24 protein-coding genes are annotated in these 24,509 nt (G+C 67.1%); 15 read left to right on the top strand and 9 right to left on the bottom strand.

Going from position 1 to position 24,509, the window contains the following annotated elements; genetic code table 11:
* The 5 genes from HNP51_RS04945 to HNP51_RS04925 all read left to right on the top strand — a co-directional run bounded on the left by HNP51_RS04945 (position 1) and on the right by HNP51_RS04925 (position 5,304).
* Positions 1–1,137 carry an NAD-dependent epimerase/dehydratase family protein gene (locus tag HNP51_RS04945; RefSeq protein ID WP_184267782.1) on the top strand — a complete coding sequence of 379 codons (1,137 nt, stop codon included), beginning with the start codon at positions 1–3 and terminating at the stop codon, positions 1,135–1,137.
* Between the two features lie 93 nt (positions 1,138–1,230).
* Positions 1,231–1,956: a cellulose biosynthesis protein BcsS gene (gene bcsS / locus HNP51_RS04940; protein ID WP_184267780.1), complete on the top strand. Its 726-nt coding sequence runs from the start codon at positions 1,231–1,233 to the stop codon at positions 1,954–1,956.
* Positions 1,957–2,174: 218 nt separating this feature from the next.
* Entirely contained in the window at positions 2,175–3,290 is a 1,116-nt protein-coding gene (locus tag HNP51_RS04935) for an endo-1,4-beta-xylanase (RefSeq protein WP_184267778.1), read from the top strand.
* Between the two features lie 122 nt (positions 3,291–3,412).
* The gene (locus tag HNP51_RS04930; protein ID WP_184267775.1) at positions 3,413–4,930 is read left to right on the top strand and encodes a sensor histidine kinase; all 1,518 of its coding nucleotides are present in this window, start codon (positions 3,413–3,415) and stop codon (positions 4,928–4,930) included.
* The gene (locus HNP51_RS04925) at positions 4,927–5,304 is read left to right on the top strand and encodes a response regulator (protein WP_184267773.1); all 378 of its coding nucleotides are present in this window, start codon (positions 4,927–4,929) and stop codon (positions 5,302–5,304) included. The genes HNP51_RS04930 and HNP51_RS04925 overlap by 4 nt, the downstream gene beginning before the upstream one ends.
* Here the strand turns inward: HNP51_RS04925 and HNP51_RS04920 are convergent.
* The 5 genes from HNP51_RS04920 to HNP51_RS04905 all read right to left on the bottom strand — a co-directional run bounded on the left by HNP51_RS04920 (position 5,291) and on the right by HNP51_RS04905 (position 10,085).
* Positions 5,291–6,877, bottom strand: a complete 1,587-nt coding sequence (locus tag HNP51_RS04920) for an NAD(P)/FAD-dependent oxidoreductase (protein ID WP_184267771.1) — start codon at positions 6,875–6,877, stop codon at positions 5,291–5,293. The genes HNP51_RS04925 and HNP51_RS04920 overlap by 14 nt on opposite strands.
* A gap of 44 nt (positions 6,878–6,921) precedes the next feature.
* Complete coding sequence (locus HNP51_RS18475) at positions 6,922–7,053, bottom strand: hypothetical protein (RefSeq protein ID WP_260398338.1); 132 nt, start codon at positions 7,051–7,053, stop codon at positions 6,922–6,924.
* A 65-nt stretch (positions 7,054–7,118) separates the two neighbouring features.
* Complete coding sequence (hutI, locus tag HNP51_RS04915) at positions 7,119–8,333, bottom strand: imidazolonepropionase (RefSeq protein WP_409360104.1); 1,215 nt, start codon at positions 8,331–8,333, stop codon at positions 7,119–7,121.
* Between the two features lie 157 nt (positions 8,334–8,490).
* On the bottom strand, positions 8,491–9,381 hold the full coding sequence (locus tag HNP51_RS04910; protein ID WP_260398337.1) for an agmatinase family protein: 891 nt from the start codon (positions 9,379–9,381) through the stop codon (positions 8,491–8,493).
* Positions 9,382–9,386: 5 nt separating this feature from the next.
* Positions 9,387–10,085 (bottom strand): UTRA domain-containing protein, encoded by a 699-nt coding sequence (locus HNP51_RS04905; RefSeq protein WP_221415747.1) that lies wholly within the window; start codon positions 10,083–10,085, stop codon positions 9,387–9,389.
* A gap of 96 nt (positions 10,086–10,181) precedes the next feature.
* Between HNP51_RS04905 and hutU the strand changes: the two genes are divergently transcribed.
* The 4 genes from hutU to HNP51_RS04885 all read left to right on the top strand — a co-directional run bounded on the left by hutU (position 10,182) and on the right by HNP51_RS04885 (position 14,787).
* Positions 10,182–11,846 carry a urocanate hydratase gene (gene hutU / locus HNP51_RS04900; RefSeq protein WP_184267762.1) on the top strand — a complete coding sequence of 555 codons (1,665 nt, stop codon included), beginning with the start codon at positions 10,182–10,184 and terminating at the stop codon, positions 11,844–11,846.
* Positions 11,847–12,013: 167 nt separating this feature from the next.
* Positions 12,014–13,543 carry a histidine ammonia-lyase gene (gene hutH / locus HNP51_RS04895; RefSeq protein WP_184267760.1) on the top strand — a complete coding sequence of 510 codons (1,530 nt, stop codon included), beginning with the start codon at positions 12,014–12,016 and terminating at the stop codon, positions 13,541–13,543.
* A 19-nt stretch (positions 13,544–13,562) separates the two neighbouring features.
* Positions 13,563–14,204: a CatB-related O-acetyltransferase gene (locus HNP51_RS18940; protein ID WP_184267758.1), complete on the top strand. Its 642-nt coding sequence runs from the start codon at positions 13,563–13,565 to the stop codon at positions 14,202–14,204.
* Positions 14,205–14,310: 106 nt separating this feature from the next.
* Positions 14,311–14,787 carry a hypothetical protein gene (locus HNP51_RS04885; protein WP_184267756.1) on the top strand — a complete coding sequence of 159 codons (477 nt, stop codon included), beginning with the start codon at positions 14,311–14,313 and terminating at the stop codon, positions 14,785–14,787.
* Between the two features lie 22 nt (positions 14,788–14,809).
* Here HNP51_RS04885 and HNP51_RS04880 read toward each other — a convergent pair whose 3' ends face one another.
* Genes HNP51_RS04880 through HNP51_RS04870 form a run of 3 tightly spaced genes read right to left on the bottom strand, consistent with a single transcriptional unit; the run spans position 14,810 to position 18,500 of the window.
* Positions 14,810–15,571 carry a peptidase gene (locus HNP51_RS04880; protein ID WP_184267754.1) on the bottom strand — a complete coding sequence of 254 codons (762 nt, stop codon included), beginning with the start codon at positions 15,569–15,571 and terminating at the stop codon, positions 14,810–14,812.
* 59 nt (positions 15,572–15,630) lie between these two features.
* Complete coding sequence (gene fni / locus HNP51_RS04875; protein WP_184267752.1) at positions 15,631–16,662, bottom strand: type 2 isopentenyl-diphosphate Delta-isomerase; 1,032 nt, start codon at positions 16,660–16,662, stop codon at positions 15,631–15,633.
* A 2-nt stretch (positions 16,663–16,664) separates the two neighbouring features.
* Positions 16,665–18,500 carry a PPC domain-containing protein gene (locus tag HNP51_RS04870; protein ID WP_184267750.1) on the bottom strand — a complete coding sequence of 612 codons (1,836 nt, stop codon included), beginning with the start codon at positions 18,498–18,500 and terminating at the stop codon, positions 16,665–16,667.
* A 94-nt stretch (positions 18,501–18,594) separates the two neighbouring features.
* Here HNP51_RS04870 and folD point away from each other — a divergent pair, with 94 nt between their 5' ends.
* The 5 genes from folD to HNP51_RS04845 all read left to right on the top strand — a co-directional run bounded on the left by folD (position 18,595) and on the right by HNP51_RS04845 (position 22,686).
* Complete coding sequence (gene folD / locus HNP51_RS04865) at positions 18,595–19,518, top strand: bifunctional methylenetetrahydrofolate dehydrogenase/methenyltetrahydrofolate cyclohydrolase FolD (protein WP_184267748.1); 924 nt, start codon at positions 18,595–18,597, stop codon at positions 19,516–19,518.
* Between the two features lie 94 nt (positions 19,519–19,612).
* Positions 19,613–20,317, top strand: a complete 705-nt coding sequence (locus HNP51_RS04860; RefSeq protein ID WP_184267746.1) for a LemA family protein — start codon at positions 19,613–19,615, stop codon at positions 20,315–20,317.
* Positions 20,318–20,327: 10 nt separating this feature from the next.
* Positions 20,328–21,197: a YgcG family protein gene (locus tag HNP51_RS04855; RefSeq protein WP_184267744.1), complete on the top strand. Its 870-nt coding sequence runs from the start codon at positions 20,328–20,330 to the stop codon at positions 21,195–21,197.
* On the top strand, positions 21,197–21,895 hold the full coding sequence (locus HNP51_RS04850; RefSeq protein ID WP_311769901.1) for a TPM domain-containing protein: 699 nt from the start codon (positions 21,197–21,199) through the stop codon (positions 21,893–21,895). The genes HNP51_RS04855 and HNP51_RS04850 overlap by 1 nt, the downstream gene beginning before the upstream one ends.
* 44 nt (positions 21,896–21,939) lie before the next feature.
* On the top strand, positions 21,940–22,686 hold the full coding sequence (locus tag HNP51_RS04845; RefSeq protein ID WP_184267739.1) for an endonuclease/exonuclease/phosphatase family protein: 747 nt from the start codon (positions 21,940–21,942) through the stop codon (positions 22,684–22,686).
* Here the strand turns inward: HNP51_RS04845 and HNP51_RS04840 are convergent.
* On the bottom strand, positions 22,671–24,149 hold the full coding sequence (locus HNP51_RS04840; RefSeq protein ID WP_184267737.1) for a phospholipase D-like domain-containing protein: 1,479 nt from the start codon (positions 24,147–24,149) through the stop codon (positions 22,671–22,673). The two genes, HNP51_RS04845 and HNP51_RS04840, sit on opposite strands and share 16 nt — an antisense overlap.
* A 154-nt stretch (positions 24,150–24,303) precedes the next feature.
* Between HNP51_RS04840 and HNP51_RS04835 the strand changes: the two genes are divergently transcribed.
* Entirely contained in the window at positions 24,304–24,483 is a 180-nt protein-coding gene (locus HNP51_RS04835) for a hypothetical protein (protein WP_184267735.1), read from the top strand.
* The last annotated feature ends 26 nt before the right edge of the window (positions 24,484–24,509 follow it).

The following is a 24,509-nucleotide window of genomic DNA, read 5'->3' as shown; positions in this document are numbered from 1 at the left end:
ATGGACAAGCACATCCTGATCACGGGCGGGGCCGGCTTCATCGGCTCTCACCTCGTCGACGCCATGCTGGCGCGCGGATACCGCGTCAGCATCCTCGACAACCTGTCGCCGCAGGTCCACGCCGACGGCGAAATGGATGCCGAGGGATGGCCCACCTACCTTGATCGGCGCGCGCGCCGGATCAGGGGCGACATCCTGGACGAAGGCGTATTCGAGGTCGCCCTGGAAGGCGTCACCCATCTGGCGCACCTGGCGGCCTCGGTGGGCGTCGGCCAGAGCATGACCAACATCGTCGACTATACGCGCAACAACGTCATGGCCGCCGCTGTGATGCTGGAGGTCCTGTCGCAAAAGCCGCATACCGTCGAACGGATCGCCGTGGCCTCGTCGATGTCGATCTATGGCGAGGGCGACTACATCCGCCCTTCGACCCACGCCCATGTCACAGCCGACGTTCGCCCCCACGCCCAACTGGAGGCGCGACAGTGGGAGATCATGGTCGACGGAGAGGCACTGGAGCCTGTCCCGACCACGGAAGAGAAGCTGCTGCAGCCGAATTCCATCTATGCCGTGAACAAGCGCGACCATGAGGAGATGTTCCTCTCGGTCGGGCGGGCCCTGCAAATTCCGACCGTGGCCCTGCGCCTGTTCAACGCCTACGGCTCGCGTCAGGCGTTGAGCAATCCCTACACCGGCGTGGCCGCCATCTTCATCTCACGCCTGCTCAACGACCAACCGCCACTGGTGTTCGAGGACGGCCGGCAAATGCGCGACTTCGTCCATGTCCAGGACGTGGCGCGAGCCTTCGCCACCGTTCTGGACAGTGATCGCGAGACCTGGGACGTCTTCAATGTCGGCAGCGGCTCTCCGGTCTCAGTCAACGAGATCGCGGGCGTCCTGGCTCGGCTCCTGGGCAAGAACATCGCCCCGGAGGTGCTCAACCGCTATCGGGTCGGCGACATCCGTCACTGCTTTGGCGACATCGCCAAGATCGAGCAGGCCTACAACTTCAGGCCCGAACGCGACATGGAGACCGGCATGGAGGAGCTGATCGCCTGGGTTTCACGCACCAAGCCCCCTGTTGACCGCAGTGCGGAATGCCTGGCCGAGCTGACAAGAGGAAAACTGGTCGTCTGAAAGTATTAACCAAAATCATCCAGCGTATCTGAAGCGCCTTCCTCGGCGTCGTCAAACAGGCGGCGCGCTCGATACTATCGCTAGGGAATGTTCATGACCGACCGCCCCCGCCGCCTCGCATCGAAGACATCGCTCGTAGCCGCCCTGATCGCTATGGGCGCGGTCGGCTGGTCGGGTACCGCCGCAGCGCAGAGCGACTTCACGGTTTTCGCCGGCGGCAAGCTGGATGTCGCCGATTCCGCCTACGTCGGCGCCACGGTTGGGGTTCCGGGCTCAGCCGACAACAAGGGCTGGGCCGTGCGAGGCGTCGTCTATACCGGCGGCTACGACTACAAGAACGGCCCCACGACCATTGACGCCGACTTCACCGGCGGCCAGGCGGAACTGATCTATCGCTTCGGGACAGGCCCGACGTGGGGCAGCGTGGGCCTCGGCTATCGGTACGTCGATACAGACCTCAGCCCCGGCGACCCCGGCAACCGCCGCGACGGCGGACAGGGCGAAATGATGGTCAGCCTGGACGGCGGCCACGTCGCCGGTCCCTGGCGGGTCGATTGGTACGGCTCCTACGGTTTCCGCCTCGATGACTATGACGCCCTGGCCAGCGTGACGCACACGGTCGGCGCATCCGGCCGTCTGCGCGCGGGCCTGGAAATCGCGGCCGATGGGGATTCCAACTACAGCGCCTATCACGTCGGCCCGGTTCTGGGCGTGAAGGTCGGCGACCAGTCGGAGTTCCAGATCTCGGCGGGCCTCAGCGATGGGGATGACCGTGGATCCAGCGGCTATGTCCGCGTCGCCTTCTATCGTAGCTTCTGACATCAGAGAAATCGCCAGTTCTGCGCGACCCAATGCGTTTCATCTAAGCCTGGGTATAAATAATAGACCCACGAAGACGACCAGACAGCCCTTGCTCGTCACGCCCAAAACCACCGTTAACGTCTAATTATAACCTACCGACTTTACATTCTGCCCTCGCTTCTCGAGAACCTGAGAAGGTTAGGCGCAGTATGCTCAAGCTTCCTTCACGGCGACAAATGCTATCCGGACTCGCGCTTGCGCCGGCTCTCGCCCTCACGCCTCACGGCGTCTGGGCTCTACCCGAGGGGGAAGGCGCCGCCCTGCCCGACGCTGCGACCGCACGCTCGTCCCTGTCACGCGCCGCGCGCAGCCGGGGTCGCTACTACGGCGCCGCCGCCCGCGCCGACCACCTACGCGACGACAAGGCCTTGCGCGCCGCCGTGTTGCGCGATTGCGAGGTTTTGACGCCCGAGATCCATCTCAAGTGGAACTCGCTGGAATGGCGCAAGGGCCAGTTCCACTTCACCCCCGTCGACGACCTGCTGACCTTCGCGGACGAAAACAGTCTGAGCGTACGCGGCCACACCCTGCTGTGGGACCAGAGCACGCCGGATTGGGCCAAGCATGAGATGCTGAAGCATCGCGACTGGCGGCTGGTGTCCGAGCATTTCTCACGCGTGTTGGGTCGCTACGGTTCGCGCATCAAGGAATGGGACGTGATCAACGAGCCCATCGACACCGAAGCCGGCGCCCGGTCCCTGCGCCGCAACACCTTCTTCCGCGCCTTTGGCCCCACCTATATCGAACGGGCGATGGAAGAGGCGCGCAGCCATGCGCCGGACGCCCACCTGGTCATCAACGACTATGGATTCGAATACGGCAACCCTGTCGACAAGGCGCGACGCCAAGCCTTTGTCGCCCTGGCGAGTCGCTTGCGCGCCGCCAAGGTTCCCCTCGACGGGATCGGCGTTCAGGCCCACCTCGACCTGTCCAAGGGTCCGATCGACAAGGCCGGACTGCAGGATATGACCAGGGCGCTGATCGACCTGGGACTCGACATCACCGTGACGGAACTGGACGTCAAGGAAGCCGGCGGCGCCGCTTCCCACGCCGCCCGCGATCAAATGGTCGCCGACGAAACCCGGCGCTACCTCGACGTCATGCTGGCCTTCCCCGAAGTGCGCGGGGTTGTGACCTGGGGCCTGACCGATAAATTCTCCTGGCTGACCGAACACGCCGACAGCCGGGTTCGCGCCGTCCAGGGCGTCAATCGCGGCCTGCCCTACGACGACGCCTACAGCCCCAAACCCATGTACTGGGCCCTGTCCGACACGCTTGGCGCCGACGCCTAGGTCAAATTCGCGAAATCTGGATTTCCCCTTAGTCGCGACGCCGCTAGACATCTCCAGAACTTTCGCAACAGCGACACGCACCCTTTCCGTGTGGCTGGCGTTAGGGTCGAATAAAATGGGGGATGGGGTTGCGCACACTCGCCAAGACAATCGATCTGGTCGCGGCGTTCGATGCATCGCCCAACCCTTATATGCTGTTAGACGCAGACCTTCGCTACGCAGGGATGAACCAGGCCTATCTGGACGTAACGCACCGGCGCCGTGAAGACCTGCTTGGCCAGCCCGTCATGCAAGAATATGATGCCGGCCCGGGCGAAGATGCATCGGAGAACGCCCGTCAACTGGCCGCCTCGTTCGCCAAGGTGTTGAAGACCGGGAAGCCGGACCATCTGGCCGTGCTCCATTATCCGATCCCGATCGAGCAGCCTGACGGTACAGTGCTTTACGACGACCGCTACTGGAGCTGCACCCACACCCCCATCAAGGATGCGTCGGGGTCCGTCACCCATATCCTGCAGCACACCAGCGACATCACTGAACTTGAGCGGCTACGCCGTCAGGTTGGTCGGTTGAGACCCGAGGAAGCCAGCTCCGCGCTGGACAGCTTGATTGGCGGCGGCATGTTCCGTCGCGCCATGAGCGTGCAGGCTGACAACCGGCGTCTGGAATCCGAGCGACGACAGTTGCTGGACATATTCATGCAGACGCCGGGCTTCGTCGCCGTGCTGAACGGCCCGGAGCACGTGATCCAGTTGCACAACGGCGCCTACGGCCAGCTGATCGGTCATCGCGACGTGGTCGGAAAGCCGATCCGCGAAGCCCTGCCCGAACTGGCCGGGCAAGGCTTCTACGATTGCCTGGACGAGGTGCTGGCGACCGGCGAGCCCTTCCAGGGTCGACAAAGTCCCGTCCAATTGCAGCACATGCCCAACGGATCTTTGACAACCCGCTACCTGAATTTCATCTACCAGCCGATCCGGAACGACACGGGCGCGATCATGGGCGTCTTCGTCCAGGGACATGACGTCACCGATACCGTCCTGGCCGCCGAACGCCAGAAGCTGATGATCGACGAGCTGAACCACCGGGTGAAGAACACCCTGGCCACGGTCCAGTCCATCGCCATGCAGACGGCGCGCTCGCACGAGGACCCCCGCTCTTTCGCCGAAACCTTCCAGTCGCGCATCCTGTCGCTGTCGCACACCCACGACCTGCTGACGCGCAGTCACTGGGAAGGCGCCGATCTGCGCGAGGTTCTGGAACACGAGACAGCGGCCCACGGCCTGCACCGCCTGACCCTGAATGGGCCTAGCGTGTCGCTGGACCCGGCTATGGCCGTATCGCTGGGCATGATTTTTCACGAGTTGGCGACCAATGCCGCCAAATACGGCGCGCTGACGCCGGGTGAAGGCCGGGTGCTGGTCGACTGGTCAGTCGCGGACCTGAACAATCCCCACCTCGCCATCCTCTGGCGTGAAACCGGCGGCCCCTCTGTCGCTCAACCGGAACGTCGCGGCTTCGGCAGTCGTTTGATCGAGCGCAACGTCCGGCATGATCTGGCGGGCACAGCGCAGATGCACTACCGCGATAACGGCCTCTCAGCCGAAATAACCATTCCACTGAACAAGGAAGCCGCATGACCAACGCTTTGCAGGGCCGTCGCGTACTGGTGATTGAAGACGAGTCCCTGGTAGCCATGCTGCTGGAAACCATCCTGGAAGACATGGGCTGCGCCGTGGTGGGGCCGGAGGCCAATATCGACGACGGGTTGATCGCCGCCACGACCGAAGCCTCGCTGGACGCCGCCCTGCTGGACGTCAACGTGGCGGGCCGCGAGGTCTTCCCGGTGGCCGAAGCCCTGCGCGCGCGCGGCGTGCCCTTCGTCTTTTCGACCGGCTATGGCGAGGCGGGCCTGCCCGAACACTGGCGCGGCAACCCCACGATCCAGAAGCCCTTTACCGAAGGCGCCATCCGTGACGCCCTGATGAAGGTGATGAACATCAGCCTGGCTTGAGATCCTTCACCACTGCGCGGGCTGCATTGTGGCCCGGCGCGCCCGTCACGCCGCCGCCGGGATGGGCGCCGGAACCGCACAGATAGAGCCCTGGAACCGGCATCCGGTGATCGGCGTGGCCCAGAACCGGCCTGGCGCTGAACAGCTGATCCAGCGTCAGCCGCCCGTGGAAGATGTCGCCGCCGATCAGGCCGAAGCGCCGCTCCAGATCGCGCGGTCCCAGCGCCAGTCGCCCGACCACCGAGGCCTTGAACCCCGGCGCATGGGCCTCGACCGTCTCGATCATCAGGTCGGCCACCGTGTCGCGATGTTCGTCGGCCAGATCGGGCGAGACGTGCTGACAGAACAGGCTGGCGGCGTGCAGGCCGTCAGGCGCCAGGCTGTCGTCCAGGGTCGAGGGGATCAGCATCTCGACGATCGGCTTTGACGACCAGCCGTTCAGCCGCGCCTCGGCATGGGCGCGGTCCATATAGGCCAGGGTCGGCGCAATGATGATGCCTGCGGTCAGATGGTCCCCCGCCCCCGGCAAGGCGGTGAAGCGCGGCAGTTCGGACAGGGCCACATTCATGCGGAAGGTTCCTGAGCCCGAGGCGTAACGGCTCATCCGCTCGGTGAAGTCGGCAGGAACCACCGCCGGATCAACCAGCCGATCGAACAGCAAGCGCGGGTGCAGATTCGACACCACGGCACGGGCGCGGATGACGTCGCCCGCCTCGGTCACCGCGCCGACCGCCCTGCCCCGCTCGGTCAGCACCTCGGCGACGGGCGCATCGAGGCGAATGTCGACGCCCTGCTCGGCGCAGGCGGCGGCCATGGCCTGGGTGATGGCGCCCATGCCGCCGATGGCGTGGCCCCAGACGCCCTTCTTGCCATTCACCTCGCCAAAGACGTGGTGCAGCAGGACATAGGCCGAACCCGGCGTATAGGGGCTGGCGTAGTGGCCGACGACGCTGTCGAAGCCGAACAGGGCCTTGATCGGATCGCTCTCGAACCAGCCGTCCAGCCAGTCGCCCGCCGACTTGGCGAACAGGTCCAGCAGGTCGCGCTGCGCCGCCAGACCCAGACCCGAGACGCGCCGCCCCAGCGACGCCGCCTTCAGCATTTCCGGCAGGGCCGTCAGCCAGCCGCCTTCCACCACGTTCGGCGGGGTGGTCAGGATCAGGTCGCGCAGGACGGCGGCGACCGTCTCAAGCCGCGCCTCATAGTCAGGCAGGCGTTCGGCGTCGCGGGCCGAGAACTTGGCCACCTCGGCCTGGGTCCGCCCCTCGCCCGTCAGCAGGTAGCGCCCGTCATCGAAGGGCAGGAAGTTGGCCGCCCGTCGCTCGACCACCCGCAGCCCGTGACGCGCCAGTTCCATATCGGCGATCACGCGCGGGTTCAGCAGACTGACGGTGTAGCTGGCGGTCGAGTTGCGGAAACCCGGATGGAATTCCTCGGTCACCGCCGCCCCGCCGACGACGCCGCGCCGCTCCAGCACCGTCACTTTCAGCCCAGCGCGCGCCAGATAAAAGGCGCAGACCAGCCCATTGTGGCCCCCGCCCAGAATGACGATGTCCGTACTCGCTTGCGCCATGCCGCCCCTCCGCTGAGCGAGGCTAGCACCGGAAATCCGCGGCGTCAGGACGCCGAGAACAGCGCCATGACGCCTTTGGCGATCAGATAGATTTGCCCGGCCATGGCGGCAGCGCTCAGCAGGATCAGAGCGACGATCATGGATCGGGGTGTGGACGCGTCAGGACTGTGCGGCATCACCGGGGTCTCCACCTTGGATCACCCGGTTATACAACCGCCGAAATCGTTAACACAACCTTAAGTTAGGAAGCCGCCTGCCCCGCCAGATAGCGACGATCCAGCAAAGGCGCGCCCAGCCAGTAGCAGAGCTCGGCCGGGCGGCTGATGTCCCAGACGGCCAGGTCGGCGGCCTTGCCGGGCTCGATCGTGCCGACCTCATCCTGCAACCCCAGGGCGCGGGCGGCGTGGCGGGTGGCGCCAGCGATGGCCTCTTCCGGCGTCAGGCGGAACTGGACGCAGGCCAGGTTCAACGCCGCCGTCATCGAGGCGACAGGCGAGGTGCCGGGGTTGCAGTCGGTGGCCACCGCCATGCGCACGCCGTGCTGGCGCAGCAGGGCGACGGGCGGCGCCTTGGTCTCGCGCAGCATCAGGAAGGCGCCGGGCAGCAGGACCCCGACCACGCCTGCCTCGGCCATGGCCTGAACCCCCGGCTCGGTCGTGTGCTCGATATGGTCGGCGGACAGGGCGTGATAGCGGGCAGCCAAAGCCGCGCCGCCACCGTCGGACAATTGGTCCGCGTGCAGCTTGACCGGCAGGCCCAGAGCCTCGGCCTTATCGAACAGGCGCGCCACCTCGTCCGTGGTGAAGGCGATGGGCTCGCAATAGGCGTCCACGGCATCGACCAGACCCTCGGCATGGGCGGCGGGCAGGATTTGATCCACAGCCTTGTCCACATAGGCGGCGCGGTCGCCTTTGTGCTCGGGCGGCACGGCGTGCAGGCCCAGGTAGGAGGTGCGAACCCGCACCCCGGCCTCGCGCCCGATGCGGCGGGCGACGCTCAGCATCTTCAGCTCGCTGTCGTGATCCAGACCATAGCCGGACTTGATCTCGACCGTGGTGACGCCGGTGGCCTTCAGCCCCTCCAGACGCTTGCAGGCCGAGTCGTAGAGGGCGTCCTCGGACGCCTCGCGCGTCGCCTTGACCGAGGAAACGATGCCGCCCCCGCCGCGCGCGATCTCCTCATAGGTCGCGCCCTCCAGCCGCCGCTCGAACTCGCCCGAGCGGTCGCCGCCGAAGACCAGATGAGTGTGACAGTCGATCAGGCCCGGCGTGACCCAACGCCCGCTCAGACGGTCGGTTTCCACAGCCTTGTGCACAGGCAGGTCCGCGCGCGGCCCGACCCAGGCGATGCGCCCGCCCTGGATCAGGATGGCGGCGTCCTCGATCGCGCCATAGGGGGCGCCGCCCTCGGTCATGGCGGCGACGTGGCAGTCGGTGAGAAGGCGGTCAGCGAGGATCATTTGCTTTCTCCGCTCATCCCCGCGGAGGCGGGCACCCAGTTCTGTCCAGCGAGGCGCAGAGGTTTCAGGATAGTCGAACGCACAATCTCAATGGCTGCGTCTGCAAGCCAAAGCACTGGGTCCCCGCCTCCGCGGGGATGAGCGGAAGGGGAGATCATCGTGCGGCCAATCCGCTGAGGATTTCACAGAACCAGCGTCCTGCCGTCAGGGAGCCGAGGTCGCCGACTTCCAGCGAGGGGTCGTATTCGGTCAGGTCCACGGCGCGGGCCTTGGGGCAAGCGCCGATGGCGCGGGCGGCGTCGAAGAAGTCGTGGACCGACACTCCGCCGGGCCGTGCGCCGGGGCTGGCGGGCCACTGACTGCGGTCGATGACGTCGATGTCGAAGTCGACGTAGATGACCTCGCACAGCGACGACAGGCGCTCCAACTCCTCGACCACGACGGTGGCCAGACCGCGCTGGCGGCACTCGCGAGCGGTGCGGACGCTGATGCCGGCGGCCTCGGCCTTTTCGTGGGCGCGGCGGGTGTTGGCGAAGGGGGCGAGGCCGATCTGGCTGATGCGCTGTCCGTCCAGACCATCGTCCAGCAGGGCCTGAATCGGGTTGCCGTTGGTCAGGCCCTGATCCGTGTCACGCAGGTCGAAATGGGCGTCCAGCGTCAGGACGCCGACGCGGTCCAAGCCGAGGGCATGAACGCCCGGCCGGGTGATGGCATTGTTGCCGCCGACGAGAATGGTCAGGGCGCGGTGGGCCTGAGCGGCGACCGCGTCGCGCACCGGCTCGAAGGCGTCGAACGGCGAGACGGCCTTCAGCGCCACATCGCCCGCGTCGTGGACCAGAAGGTCCAGTTCCAGCCCGGTCTCGACGTCATAGGTGGACAGGCGCGGAAGGACGGCGCGCAGGGTCTTGGGCCCCAGATCGCAGCGGCCCGGCGTCAGCGAACGCTCGTTCAGCGGCGCGCCGATCAGGGCGACGGGGGCGTCGGGATGGTTCCCCACCAGATCCGCGACAGAGCGCCAGCCGAGGGCTTCAGACGGTTCGTTCATCGGGGTCATCCTTTGGTCGGAGAGAAGCGGGCGACCAAATCATAGGCCGCGCCGGGAAAGGTCTGCCACGCCCAGGTCACGCCCTGACCGTCGCGCCAGGTGCGGCGCTCTAGCCTAAGACAAGGCGCGCCGTCGGCCAGACCCAGATGGGTCGCGGTTTCGGGGTCGGCGCCGACGGCGGAGATGCGGTGCTCGGCCTCGGTCCATGGCATATGGGCCAGCAGCCAGCCGCCCGGCGGCTGGGCGGTGAAGTCGGCGGCCTCGGCCTCGGGCGCGGCGGTCAGAGAGATCAGGCGACGCTCGAAGACGAAGGGCAGGTCGTCGGCCAGATGCAGGGTTTCCAGCTCGACCACCCGCTCGCCCAACCCCTCGTCAGGCCGCGCCGGGCGGACGATGCGGCCCAGCAAGCGATGGGAATAGGCCAGGCCCCTGCCCTCGACCTCGGACTGGATGTCGGGGATGGCGACCAGGGCCGAGGAATGCACCGGCGGATGGGCCACCACCGTCCCGGCGCGCCGGCGCCGCACCACCAGGGCCCGCGCCGACAGGTCCGACATGGCGCGCGACACGGTCATCCGGGCGCAGCCGTACTCGGCCATCAGCTCGGCCTCGGTCGGGATGCGGAAGCCGGGCCGCCATTCGCCCGAGGCGATGCGGCGCTCGATGTCGCCGGCGATCCGTCGATGAAGCGGCTCATGATCCATGAATCGAAACTGCCTCTTGCACGCGATAATGTCTAGACATAACACTCCCCCAAACACGACGGTCTAAGCCGCAAGCTGGGCCGCATGGAGGAATCGATGAGCGCCACGCCCAACACCCGCATCATCCGCAGCCCGCACGGGCCTGAAAAGACCGCCAAGACCTGGGCCGCCGAGGCGGCCATGCGGATGCTGATGAACAACCTCGACCCCGAGGTGGCTGAGCGCCCCGAGGACCTGGTCGTCTATGGCGGCATCGGCAAGGCGGCGCGCAACTGGCAGGCCTTCGACACCATCGTCGAGCAGCTGAAGACGCTGGAAGCCGACGAGACCCTGCTGGTCCAGTCAGGCAAGCCGGTCGGCGTCTTCCGCACCCACGCCGACGCCCCGCGCGTGCTGATCGCCAACTCCAACCTGGTGCCGAAATGGGCGACCTGGGAGCATTTCAACGAGCTCGATAAGAAGGGTCTGGCCATGTACGGCCAGATGACCGCCGGGTCGTGGATCTACATCGGCACCCAGGGCATCGTCCAAGGCACCTATGAGACCTTCATGGAGGCGGGTCGTCAGCACTATGACGGCGACTGGTCGGGCAAGTGGATCCTGACGGCGGGCCTGGGCGGCATGGGCGGCGCCCAGCCCCTGGCCGCGACCATGGCCGGTGCCTCCTGCATCACCATCGAGTGCCAGCGCAGCCGCATCGAGTTCCGCCAGCGCACCCGCTACGTCGACGTCATGGCCGAGACACTGGACGAGGCCCTGGCCCTGCTGGAGCAGTCCTTCAAGGACAAGAAGGCCTTGTCGATCGGCCTCTTGGGTAATGCAGCTGACCTTCTGCCTGAAATGGTCAAGCGCGGCGTTCGCCCCGATCTGGTGACCGACCAGACCAGCGCCCACGATCCGGTCAACGGCTACCTGCCCTCCGGCTGGACCGTCGCCGAGTGGGAAGAAAAACGCATCAGCGACCCCGCCGCCGTCGAGGCCGCCGCGCGTCAGTCGATGGCCGTCCACGTTCAGGCCATGCTCGACTTCCACGCCATGGGCATCCCCACGGTCGACTATGGCAACAACATCCGTCAGGTCGCCTTCGATGAAGGCGTGACCAACGCCTTCGACTTCCCCGGCTTCGTGCCCGCCTATATCCGCCCCCTGTTCTGCCGCGGGATCGGCCCGTTCCGCTGGGCCGCCCTGTCGGGTGATCCTGAGGACATCCGCAAGACGGATGCGGCGATGAAGAAACTCTTCCCCGACAACGCCGGCCTGCACCGCTGGCTGGACATGGCGGGCGAGCGCATCGCCTTCCAGGGCCTGCCGGCGCGCATCTGCTGGATCGGTCTGGGCGACCGTCACCGCGCCGGCCTGATGTTCAACGAGATGGTGGCCTCGGGTGAGCTCAAGGCCCCCATCGTCATCGGTCGCGACCATCTGGACTCAGGCTCCGTCGCCAGCCCGAACCGCGAGACCGAGGCCATGATGGACGGCTCGGACGCCGTGTCCGACTGGCCCCTGCTGAACGCCCTGCTGAACACGGCGTCGGGCGCCAGCTGGGTGTCGCTGCACCACGGCGGCGGGGTCGGCATGGGCTACTCCCAGCACTCGGGCGTCGTCATCGTCGCCGACGGCACGCCGGAAGCCGCCAAGCGTCTGGAGCGAGTCCTGTGGAACGACCCGGCCACCGGCGTCATGCGCCACGCCGACGCCGGATACGAAATCGCCAAGGACGCCGCGCGCGAACACGGCCTGAACCTGCCGAGCCTGACGTGACCTGAAAGCCCTCCCCCTCGAGGGGGGAGGGTTGGGTGGGGGTGAACCCTCCGCCCTTTCCGTTGAATGGCTCTGGAGGCGCCGCCTCCTGCGCCTAAATTTCAGGCACGCTGCCTACACCCCATCCCCGGCCCCTCCCCCTCGAGGGGAAGGGAGGAGAAGAAGAAATGACGAAGATCCTTATCGGCCAAGATCCGCTGACTCTTAATCAGCTTCGCCAAGTCCTGAACGGACCTTGTCAGGTCGAACTCACGCCCGCCGCCTGGGCCAATGTCGAGAAGGGCGCGGCGGTCGTCGCCGCCATCCTGGCCGAGGGGCGCACGGTCTATGGCATCAACACCGGTTTCGGCCTGCTGGCCAACACCAGCATTGCGTCGGAAGACCTTGAAACCCTTCAGAAGAACCTGGTGCTCAGCCACGCCTGCGGCGTCGGCGAACCGCTGAGCGAAAACATCACCCGCCTGCTGATGGTGCTGAAGATCGCCAGCCTGTCCAAGGGCGCCTCGGGCGTTCGGCGACACACGCTGGAAACCCTGATCGGCATGGTCAACGCCGAGGTCCTGCCGCTGATCCCAGCCAAGGGCTCGGTCGGCGCCTCAGGCGATCTGGCGCCCCTGGCCCACATGAGCTGCGTCCTGATCGGTGTCAGCGAGGCCCGCTATCAGGGTCAGACGCTGGACGCCGTGACGGCTCTGGCCAAGGCCGGGCTGAAGCCCGTCGTCCTGGGCCCCAAGGAGGGTCTAGCCCTGCTGAACGGCACCCAGTGCTCGACAGCCCTGGCCCTGGCCGGTCTGTTCGCGACCGAGGACGTCTTCGCCGCCGCCGTCGCCGCCGGCGCCCTGTCGGTCGATGCGCTTCTGGGTTCGGACGCGCCCTTCGATCCCCGCATCCACGCCCTGCGCGGCCAGCCGGGTCAGATCGACGTGGCCCGCCGTCTGCGCGAACTGCTGGCCGATAGCGCCATCCGCGACAGCCACCGCCACGACTGCGCCAAGGTGCAGGACCCCTACTCGCTGCGTTGCCAGCCGCAGGTCATGGGCGCGACGCTGGACGTTCTGCGCAACGCCGCCGCCATGCTGGAGCGGGAAGCCAACGCCGTGACCGACAATCCGCTGGTCTTCATCGAGGATGGCGACGTGATCTCGGGCGGCAACTTCCACGCAGAACCTGTTGCTTATGCAGCAGATATGATCGCCATGACCCTGTGCGAGATCGGCAATATCTCTGAGCGCCGCACCTCCATCCTGGTCGATCCCAAGATGACCGACCTGCCCGCCTTCCTGGTCAAGGACAGCGGCGTGAACTCGGGCTTCATGATCGCCCAGGTGACGGCGGCAGCTCTGGTGGCCGAGAACCGCATGGTCGCCCACCCCTGCGTCATCGACACTGTGCCGACCAGCGCCAATCAGGAAGACCACGTGTCGATGGCCACCCATGGCGCGCGCCGCCTGCTGGACATGGCCGCCAACACGGCGACCGTGGTCGGCATCGAACTGCTGGCGGCGGCGCAAGGCATCGACTTCCGTCGCCCCCTGACCTCGTCGCCGGAACTGGAGCAGACCTACGCCATCGTGCGCGAGGCGGCCGGGCCCTATTCCTCCGATCGCTACTTCGCGCCGGACATCGCACGGGCGACGGAGGGGGTGCGGGCCGGTCGTTACCGGGCGTTCGCCGGCGACCTGCTGCCCTCAGCGTAAACCACGGAGAGCCTCGCACATGGACGACGTCAAACACTGGTCGAAGGTGGAGTATCTCCACCAGAGCGTGACCAACCCGAACATCCATGTGCGGGGCCAGCACTCCTATTACAGCGACGCCTGGACCGGCGATTTCCAGTCCAGCGTCGTGCGCTACCTCTATGGCGACGCCTACAGTCTGGCCGCCTGGGAGTCGCAGTGGCCGGTCGATCAGTTGCACGTGGGCGACTATGTCTGCATCGGCGCCGAGGCCGTCATCCTGATGGGCGGCAACCACACCCACCGCACCGACTGGTTCAGCCTTTATCCCTTCCTTGAGGTCATCGGCGACGCCTATGTCGGCAAGGGCGACACCCGGATCGAGGACGGCGCCTGGATCGGCATGCGGGCCATGATCATGCCCGGCGTCACCATCGGCGAAGGGGCCGTGGTGGCCTCGGGCGCCATCGTCACGCGGGACGTCGAGCCCTACACCATCGTCGCCGGCAATCCGGCCAAGCCAGTCCGCGCGCGGTTCGATGCGGAGACGACGGCCCTGTTGCTGGCCTTGCGCATCTACGACTGGCCGCGCGATAAGTTCGAGACCCTGCGCCCCTTGCTGACGGCGTCGGACCCGCAGGCGCTGCGTGACGCAGTCGCCACCTACGACGCAGGGCGCTGACCGCCCCGCGGCGCAGAAATCTGCAGCCGTCGGTGTGAACTCGTGAGCCTCTGGTTGGTTTAGGAAGCGCGCGGCGCTTGGGTCGCGTGCGACCGGAGCCTTGCGTATGAAAGCCGTTGTTGTCAGCGGACTGGCGCTCGGCCTCACGGCGATGGCGGCCGGAGGTTGGGCGGCGTGGAGCTCCACCGCCATCGCCCATCGCAACACGGTCGGCCCAAGCCTGCATATAGAGGTGGTCGCTCCCAGGGAGCCCGACCTCCCCGCCAGCTCGATCATGACGGTTGGTGACTTGCGTGACGGCTACGTCCATGACCCGCAGAAGCTGCAACCACCCGCTGTCCTCGACGTGGAATACGCCTATCTCGATGCGGCCTTGATCGAACCCGACCCGTGGATCGCGGCGCCTCAGCAACGCGAGGGCGAGCTGGTGTGGACAAGCTTGAAACCGCCCGCTCCGCCTCGGCTGGAGCCCCATGATTACAGCTATGGCTTCGATCAGCCCCTGCCCGACGCAGGAGATGCGGCCCTGACATCGAATGCGTCCGCCGAGACGCCCTCATGGGACGAACGCGGCCTCGACTAGGGCTGTCGAGGCCGCTGCATCATCAACGACGCGAGGTGACGCTCAGCGTGTAGTCGCCCTCTTCGGACGAGCCGAGCGTGTTGGCGCGAACGGAGTAGGTTCCGGGACGCAGGTCCTGGACGATCTGGGCGCTGGTGCCGCCGCCGCTGTCGTCGTCCGAAGCAATCGAGTCGCCGTCGCATTGCGGCCCCTCATAGAGGCCCAGGTAGGCGTCGAAGTCGCCTGAATCGAGGCGGATAGCGACGCTGCCCGCGCGCGCGATCGTCAGGGCGTAGCAATCGTAGAAGGAGCCGTCGTCAGCGCGGCGGTCGCTGAACTCCAGACGGCCCGAGCGGCTTTCGCCGACGGAAACCGGCAGAACCTGGGTGGTCGGACGGATGCGCTCGCCGGCAGAAACACGCAGCTCATAGCGACCGGTCTCGCCTTCGCTCAGCGTATTGGCCTTGATGATCCACAGGCCGCCGCTGGAGGCGAAACGCAGTTGCGAGTTGGTGCCCATGTCAGGGCCGTCGTCGTTGGTGATCGAGGTGTCGTCGCAGTCCGCGCCCGCCCCCGCCGACAGATAGGTGTCGAAGTCCGACGAGCTGAGCGTGACCGTATAGGCCTCGTCCGGGTTGGTCTGAACGACGTAGCAACGGTAGTGCGAGCCGTCGCCCATGCGGGCGTCCTTGGCGCTGAAATTGCCCTGAATGGTCTGACCGGGGCGGATGGTGCTCTGGGCCGAGGCCGCGCCGGCGACAGCCAGCGCCGAGGCCAGCACGGTGGTCATCAGAAGGGTACGCATTGAGGGGTCTCCGTGGGGTTCCGAACCAGCGCCCTAGCCCGAGCGCCTAAACAGTTGATTTATTTTACACTTAACAAGGGAACGCGTTTCAGCGCCGCCACGCTGGCGGCGTTGGTGCAGAAGCAGACGGTGCGCAGCTGCCGGATCACGGTCTGGAAGTGGGCGACCACCGCCTCGGTGGACTCCGTCGCCGCCTGAATGACGCCCGAGGCCATGCCGACCACGTCGGCGCCCAGTCGGACGGCCTTGGCCACATCGACGCCGTCACGCACCCCGCCGGAGCCGATGATCAGGGCCTCAGGCAGGGCGTTGCGCGCCTCGGCGATGGCGCGGGCGCTGGGAATGCCCCAGGCGGCGAAGGCGGCGGCGTGGGCCTTGTCCGCGACATCGGTCGCACGCTCGCCCTCGATCAGGCCCCAGTTGGCGCCCCCCGCCCCGGCCACGTCTATGCCCGCCACGCCCATGGCGATCAGACGCTGGGCGGTGACTGCGGATATCCCCGCCCCCGTCTCCTTGACGATGACGGGCGCGTCCAGATCGCGGATCAGGGCCTGAAGGGCTGCGCCGACGCCCCACCAGTCGCGATCGCCCTCGGGCTGACAGGCTTCCTGTAGGGGGTTCAGATGCACAACCAGGGCGTCGGCCCCGATCATGTCCAGCGACCGCCTGGCCTGCTCGACCCCAAACCCCCTCGTCAGCTGGGCGGCGCCGATATTGGCCAAGATCGGCGTGTCTGGCGCCCGGTCGCGTAAGGACCGATCCAGCCCTCCGGTCGCCCCGCCCTCGATGGCCGCGCGCTGAGACCCGACCGCCAGGGCGATGCCCAGATGCTGGGCCGCCTCGGCCAGACGGGCGTTGATGGCCTCGGCGCGGGCCGGTCCGCCGGTCATGGCGCTGATCAACAGGGGCGCCTGCAGACGCCGCCCCAGGAAGTCGGCGCCGAGGTCGATCTTGGCGTGATCCAGATCCGGCAGGGCCTCATGCACGAAGCGCCAGTCGTCGAAGCCCGACGCCAGGGCGTGCCGCCCGCCGCCGGACAGCACCACGTCGAGGTGCTGGTCCTTACGGCCCAGGATCAGGTCGTCGCTCACGATCAGGGCTGACGCTCGACGATCAGGACATAGTCGCCGGTCGAGCCGGGCGCGAAGCTGCGGGCCCGCACGACGTAGGTTCCGTCGCGCGGCGCGGTCCAGTCCAGGCGGGCATGGGTGTCCGACAGGCTGTCGTCGTCCTCGGCCAGGCTGCGGAAGTCGCCCTCCTTGTCCTCGCCCACCTCCACCACCGCGTCGAAGGCGGGCGAGATCAGGGTGAAGCGCAGCTTCTCGTCGGCCTTGACCTTGAAGCTGTAGGCGTCGAACGAGACCCCTTCATCGGTCAGGGCGTCGTTGTCCGTCAGACTGCCGCGCGCGGTCGAACCGACCAGCAGACTGCCGGGGCCCGGCTCTGGCCCGCGGTCAGAGAACTCAAGAGAATACAGCCCCTTGCCCGCACTTGCATAAGGCAGAGCACGAAGAATATAGTCGCCATCTTCAGGCAGGGTGAAGGTCAGGCGCGCGTCCGTGCCCTGACGCAGGCCGTCGTCGTCCGAAGCCAGTTCCTCGAACTCCTCACCCGCCTTGCCGATCTGCAGCAGGGCGTCGAAGTCGCCAGAGCGCAGGATGGCCTGAACCCGCTGGCCCTCGGTTCCGCTGAAGGCGTAGCCGTCATAGAGACGGCCTTCGTCATCGACTGCGCCGCCCTCCGTCAGCTCGCCCTGCACCGTCTGGCCAAAGCTGATGGCGGCGGGCGGCGGCGGGGGGGCCACCTCTTCGACCTTCAGGTCATAGCGCCCCTCGGCGTCCGAGAAGCCGCGCGCCTCGATCAGATAGTCTCCGTCCTCGGGCAAGACGAAGGTCAGGCGCGCGTTCAGCTCGCCGCCGCTGTCGTCGTCGGTGGCCAGGCTGTTGTGGTTGGCGTCGAACAGTTCGAGGTAGCTGTCGAAATCATCGGCCTTCAGGCTGATGGCCAGGCGCTGCCCCGCGCGACCGGTGAAGCGGTAGAGATCGGCCGGGGCGCCGGAATCGCTCTGGGCGCTGTCTTCGCCAAGACGGCCGCTGATCTCGTCGCCGATGGCGATGCTGCGCGCCTCGGGCGCGGGCGGGCCCTGTTCCAGCGACAGGCGATAGCCGCCCTCGGCCTCGCTGCTCACTGACGAGGCCTGAATCACATATTCGCCCGCTTGAGGGGCGGTGAAGACGAGGTAGGAGTTCAGCCCCTTGCCCGCGCCGTCGTCATTCTCGGCCAGCTTGACGAAGGAGCCGCCGACGATGCGGCCGATGCGCACCATAGGATCGAAGTCATCCGCCTCCAGCAGGACGGCGACGCGGTCCCCGGCGTTGGCGCGGAAGGCGTAGGCGTCGAAGATCTTGCCGTCCTCGTCCTCGGCGTCGCCGCTGGTCAGGCGGCCCGAGACGTCGCCGCCGACCGAAATCCGACCCGGACGCGGATGACGCGGCGCCACCCGCTCGCTGAGCGCCAGGGTGTAGGCGCCGGTCGCCAATCCCGAGTAGGGGCGCGCGCGGATGATATAGACGCCGTCGCTTTGGGGCGTGAAGCGCAGACGGGCGTTCATGCCGCTGCCGGCGCCGTCGTCGTCCGTCGCCAGCGGCTCGCCCGAGGTGCGGCCCTCGGCGTAGATGGCCAGGAAGGAATCGAAGTCGCTGCTGCGCAGTTCGGCCTGCAACCGCTGACCGGCGCTCAATTGCACGCGGTAGTCGTCGTAACGATAGGCGTCGCCGCCGCGGGTGCGCGCGTCACTCTCTTCCAGCCGTCCGCGGACTTCAGCGCCGATGCGCGTGTCGACGGCTGTCTGGGCGAAAACGGAGCCGGACGACAGCAGGGCGATAACGCTGGCCGCCGTGAACAGGGCCCCGAACTGAGAATGACGCATGAAAACCTCTTTGCTGGCGCTATCATAGACGCCGAACCGCAGCGGCTGTAAATCGCGCCCACGCTTTCACGTTCCCGACCCCATGGAGCCGATCATGGCTGACGAACCCGCCCGCGCCTCGCTCATCGACGGCAAGGCCTTCTCGCAGACCCTGGTCGAGCGCGTCGCCGCCGCCGCCGCGCGGCTGGAAGCTACCCACGGGGTCAAGCCGGGTCTGGCCGTGGTCATCGTGGGCGAGGATCCCGCCAGCCAGATCTACGTCCGTAACAAGGGCGAGACGACGCAGAAGGCCGGGATGCGGTCCGACACCCACCGCCTGCCCGACACCACGACACAAGAAGAGCTACTGGCCCTGATCGCGGCGCTGAACGCCGACGCGGGCATCCACGGCATTCTGGTGCAGCTGCCCCTGCCCAAGCATATTGATTCGGCGGCGGTTCTGGACGCCATCGACCCGGACAAGGACGTGGACGGCTTCCACGTCGTCAACGTCGGGCGTCTGGCGGTCGGCCTGCCCGGCATGATCCCCTGCACGCCGCTGGGCAGCCTAATGATGCTGAAGGATCAGCTGGGCGACCTGTCGGGCCTGAACGCCGTCATCGTCGGCCGCTCCAACATCGTCGGCAAGCCGATGGCGCAACTGCTGCTGGGCGAAAGCTGCACCGTCACCATCGCCCACTCGCGCACCCGCGACCTGCCCGCCCTGTGCCGCACCGCCGACATTCTGGTCGCCGCCGTGGGCCGCCCGGAAATGATCAAAGGCGACTGGATCAAACCGGGCGCCACCGTCATCGACGTGGGCATCAACCGCGTCCCCTCCAAGGACCCGGTCAAGGCCGCCGAGGGCAAGACCCGCGTCGTCGGCGACGTGGACTTCGCTGAGGCGGTCGAGGTCGCCGGCCGCATCACCCCCGTCCCGGGCGGCGTCGGTCCCATGACCATCGCCTGTCTGCTGGCCAACACCTACACCGCCGCCTGCCGCTCGGTCGGCGTCACGCCGGACGACCTGAACAGCTAGAGCTCCGCCGAAAAATCCAGCCTTGAAGCGGAGCCTTTCCGCTCCGATAGTCTTTACCGGATCAGTGGTCATCAGGACCGCCCGGAGGAACTTCATGGCTGGATTCTCGCCCCGTCTCGCGGCCGTCGCCGCCGTCGTCGTCCTGACGCCCGCCGTGGCGGGTTGCGGCTACAACACCATTCCGACCAAGCAGGAGCGGGCCGAGGCCGCCTGGGCCGACGTCCAGAGCCAGTATCAACGCCGGGCCGATCTGGTGCCGAATCTGGTCGCCACCGTTCAGGGCGCGGCCATTCAGGAACGCACCACCCTGACCCAGGTGATCGAGGCTCGCGCCAAGGCCACCAGCGTCAACATCGACGCCTCCAAGCTGGACGACCCGGCCGCCTTCCAGCAGTACCAGCAGGCGCAAGGCGAGCTGTCCAGCGCCCTGTCGCGACTGCTGGTGACGGTCGAGGCCTATCCCCAACTTCAGGCCAATCAGAACTTCCTGACCCTGCAATCGCAACTGGAAGGCACCGAGAACCGCATCGCCGTCGCGCGCCGCGACTACAATGAGGCCGTGCGCGACTACAACACGACCTTGCGCACCTTCCCGACCGTTATCTGGGCCAAGACCCTGCATGGCGGCTCCAAGCCCATGCAGCTGTTCACCGCCACCGCCGAGGCCCAGAGCGCCCCGACCGTGAACTTCAACCTCGGCGTTCCCGGCGCCCAACCGGGTGGCGGCGCGCCCGCGACCACGCCGGGGGCCGCTCCCGGTTCCACGCCGCCTGCCGCAGCCCCGGCTCCGGCGGCGTAGTCAGCCCGTCATGACCCCCTCCGCCCTCATTGCGAGGGACAGGCGAGCGCCGGGCCTGATCCCGGCGCTGCTGCTCGGCCTTGTCCTGTGGCTGGCGGCGCTGCCCGCCTTCGCCGCCGAGATCAACTTCCCTACCCTGACCGGGCGGGTGGTTGACGACGCCCAGCTGCTGACGCCGCAACAGGAACAGGCCCTGACCGACAAGCTGGCCACGCTGGAACAGCAGACCGGAGATCAACTGGTCGTCGTCACCCTGCCTTCGCTTCAGGATCAGGAGATCGAGGACTTCGGCTATCAGCTGGGTCGTCACTGGGGCATCGGGCAGAAGGAAAACGACGGCGGTGCCCTGCTGATCGTCGCGCCGAACGAGCGCAAGGTGCGCATCGAGGTCGGTTATGGGCTGGAGGGCGTGCTGACCGACGCCTGTTCGTCCATGATCATCCGCGACGACATCCTGCCGGCCTTCCGCACGGGCGACTATGCCGCCGGCATCATCGCCGGGACCGACGCCATCATCGCCCAGTTGACCGCCGATCCCGCCGAGGCTCAGGCCCGCGCGGCCGAGGCCAAGACCGCCGCGAGCGAGCGCGAGGCGCCGATTCTGCCCGCCATCATCATCTTCCTGATCTTCTTCTTCCTGTTCATCAGCCTGGTCGGGGCGGCGGCGGGCGGACGGCGTCGACGTGGCGGGCGCGGAGGCGGCAAAGGCGACGGCCTGACCCCCATCCTGATCTGGGCCGCCAGCGAGGCGCTGAAGAACCAGGGTCGCGGCGGCGGACGCGGCGGCTGGGGCGGCGGTGGCGGCTTCGGTGGAGGCGGCGGCGGATTTGGCGGGGGCGGCGGCGGCTTCGGCGGCGGCGGCGCCTCGGGGGGATGGTGATGCAGTTCACTCAGCAGGACCACGCGCAGGTGGCCGAGGCCATCGCCCGCGCCGAGGAAAACACCTCGGGCGAAATCTTCTGCGTCGTGGCGCGGCAGGTATCCTCCTATCGCGACGTCAGCCTGGCCTGGGCTGCGGCGGCGGCCCTGCTGCTGCCTCTGACCCTGATCCCGCTGGGCTTCGGCGCCCACTGGCTGCCCAATCTCAGCAACCTCGGCAGCGCCGACTGGCAGGCAGCCCACGCCGCCGCGCGCGACGCCGAGATCGGACAGGCTCTGGCCGCCTATGCCCTGGTGCAGGCGGCGGTCTTCCTCGGCGTCTTTCTGCTGAGCCTGATCCCGGCGGTGCGGCGGCTGCTGACCCCCGCCCCCCTGCGCCGCACCCGCGTGCGTCGCGCGGCCATGCAACAGTTCCTGGCCCACGGCCTCCACGTCACCGAAGCGCGGACCGGGGTGCTGATCTTCGCCGCCCTGGCCGATCATCAGGTCGAGGTCATCGCCGACGAAGGCATCCACGCCTGCGTCAGTCCCGAGGTCTGGGCCGACGCCGTCGCCGCCCTCACCGAGGGTCTGCGCCGCAATCAGCCGGTCGAGGGGATGCAACAGGCCATCGCCCTGTGCGGAAATGTGCTGGCGGAACAGTTTCCGCCGCGATCCGCTGATATCAACGAGGTCCCCGACCGTCTGGTTGTCATCTAGAGCGGATAGACAGGCTGCGGGATCGACCGCGCCTATAAGGACCCATGCCCAGACTCGTCACCTATAATGTGCACCGCTGCGTCGGCGTCGACCGCAAGCTGGACGTGGCGCGCGTCGCCGCCGTGATCGCCGAACTGGAACCGGACATCGTCTGTCTGCAGGAACTGGACGTCGGCCGCGCCCGCACCGACGGCGTCGATCAGGCCAGCGCCATCGCCGAACTTCTATCGATGAGCTTCCGCTTTCATCCGGCCATGCAGGTCGAGGCGGAGCTGTACGGCGACGCCATCCTGACCCCGCACCCGGAACGCCTGATGCGAGCCGGCGCCCTGCCGACCCTGCCCAACCTTCGTGGTCTGGAACCGCGCGGGGCCCTGTGGTCGGCCATCGACTTCAACGGGACCATCCTGAACGTCTTCAACACCCATTTCGGCCTGGTGCCGCGCGAGCAGCGGATGCAGGCGGCGGCCCTGGTCGGGCCGGACTGGCTGGGCGATCCCCGCTGCACCGGACCGACGCTGCTGACAGGCGACTTCAACGCCACCTCCATCACCCGTCCCTATCAAGCCCTGACGCGACGACTGGCCGACGCCCAGCGCGAACTGGGGCTGAAGCCCTCGGTGAAGACCTTCCCCTCCAGCTTCCCGGCCATCCGCATCGACCACTGCTTCGTCAGCCCCGAGATCCGGGTGACGGGGGCCATGACGCCGCTGCATCCCCTGGCGCGGTCCGCGTCCGATCACCTGCCGCTGGCCATCGACTTCGAGTTCCGGGATCAGCCCGGGGCCTGACCGCCTTCCGAACGGGGCCGGGTGCGGTGCGTACGGTTCAGCCGTTTCCATGGCCGCCAGGCGTCCATTGACGACATGGGATCGCCCAGCTGCCATTCGGCGAACAGGCGCTCTATCGGCGAGGGCAGGGTCGATCCCAGCAGGCTCATGCGCTCGGAGCCGAAGGTCATGATGGCCTGCCCCACCGAGCCCATGATGGCCTCGGCCTGAGCGAAGGTGTCGCCCGACACCCCGATAAAATGCCCCAGGGAGCGCTGACGGAACCGCCGCACCACCTCCCGTCCCTCGTCCGTCGTCGGTTCGACGGCGACGTCGCATTCGGTGTCCAGCCCCTGCGAGCGGTTGTTCAGATTGGTCGAGCCGATCCGCAGCAACTGGTCGTCGATGATCGACACCTTGGCGTGGACGATGATGCGGTCGCCCTCCGCCGTCCTGGGACTGAAGGCGCTGAAGCGATTGTAGGCGTCGGCCTGTTCCAGTCGGTACAGGACCTCGGCGCGGGCTGTGTCCATGGTCAGGCCGTCGAACCAGCTGGGACTGCGCCCGGTCGAGACCAGCACGATCTCAGGTCCATCAGGCTCTGCCAGGCGCTCGGCCAGGGCGGCGGCGATGATCGGCGAGGTGAAATACTGGTTCTCCAGATAGATCAGTCGCTTGGCCCGGCGGATGGATTCCAGATGCAGGGCCTCGTTCTCGCGCACCTCGGGCCGTCCGCGGACGCGCGGTTCTGTGCGGGCGATGCCGACAGGCACGTCCGTCAGGGCCGGCTCGACCCCGTCGGGCCACGGATCGCCCGCCACTTCTTCCGGCACGGTGCGTTCCCATGTGGCGCGATACCAACGCTCGCGCGCCAGATCGCCCAGCGCCTTGGCCGCCGGGCCGTCCATCACGCACATGACCTCGTGCCGGGGCGCGCTGAACAGGCCCGAGGGCTGGCAGCGGCGCGGATCATTGTCGAGGTGCTCAGCCGTGTCCCAGCGATCCGTGGCGATGTCGCCACCGCCGCAGAAGGCCACCTTGTCGTCAATGATAACCACCTTCTGATGGTGGCAAGCCCCAAGGATGCCGGGCTGATCGAGGCGGAACTCGACCGTCCGCTTTCTGAACCAGCGCTGCGCCTTGTGGGGATAGAAACCCTGCGAGGCGGCGATCAGCAGCGGCGACTTCCAGATCAGCAGCCGCACGTCCAGATCGGGCTTTTCGCGCACCAGCATCCGCAACTGATGACCGATCTCGCCGCGACGGTCGGTCAGAGGGGATTCCGGGTCCAGCCGCGTCCTGGGGTCGAACTGCCAGCCCAGGACGACGATTGAGGTTTTCGCCTTCTTCAGCGCCGAAGCCAGGGCGTCGAAGTAGGCATTATTCTCCATCAGGGGCGTAAAACGATGCGCCATGTCCACGCGCCAGCAGTCACGCCCGGGGTCGAGCAAGCTGCCTTCATAGGTGTCGCCCTGATCGTGCATACGGCCTTAGCTGTCTGATTCGCGTGACGATCCGCCACGCGCTTGACGTTACAGTGACGCTCCGAGGGTTTTCGTTCCAAGTCGAGGCTCTACAGCCCCGCTTCATATTGCCGCCTCATTGTAAATCCGCCCTGCGTCTGCCATAACGCCGACCATGCAAATGCTGCTGGACATGCTGGCTGGACTGATTGCGATGCTCGCTGCGGCGGCGTTGTCGCAGTTTGGCGTCGATCTGCACGCCCCGCGCCACGCTGATCGTGAGATCCAGCGCGTGCAGGACTGCAAGGACAAGCCCGCTGGCGCCATCGCCGTCGCCGCGCCTCGCGACTGCTGACACCGCGTTTTCCGCGGCGATCTTCC

The organism is Brevundimonas bullata, from assembly GCF_014207965.1.
GTDB lineage: Bacteria > Pseudomonadota > Alphaproteobacteria > Caulobacterales > Caulobacteraceae > Brevundimonas > Brevundimonas bullata_A.
This window is presented reverse-complemented; position numbering and strand designations above follow the sequence as displayed.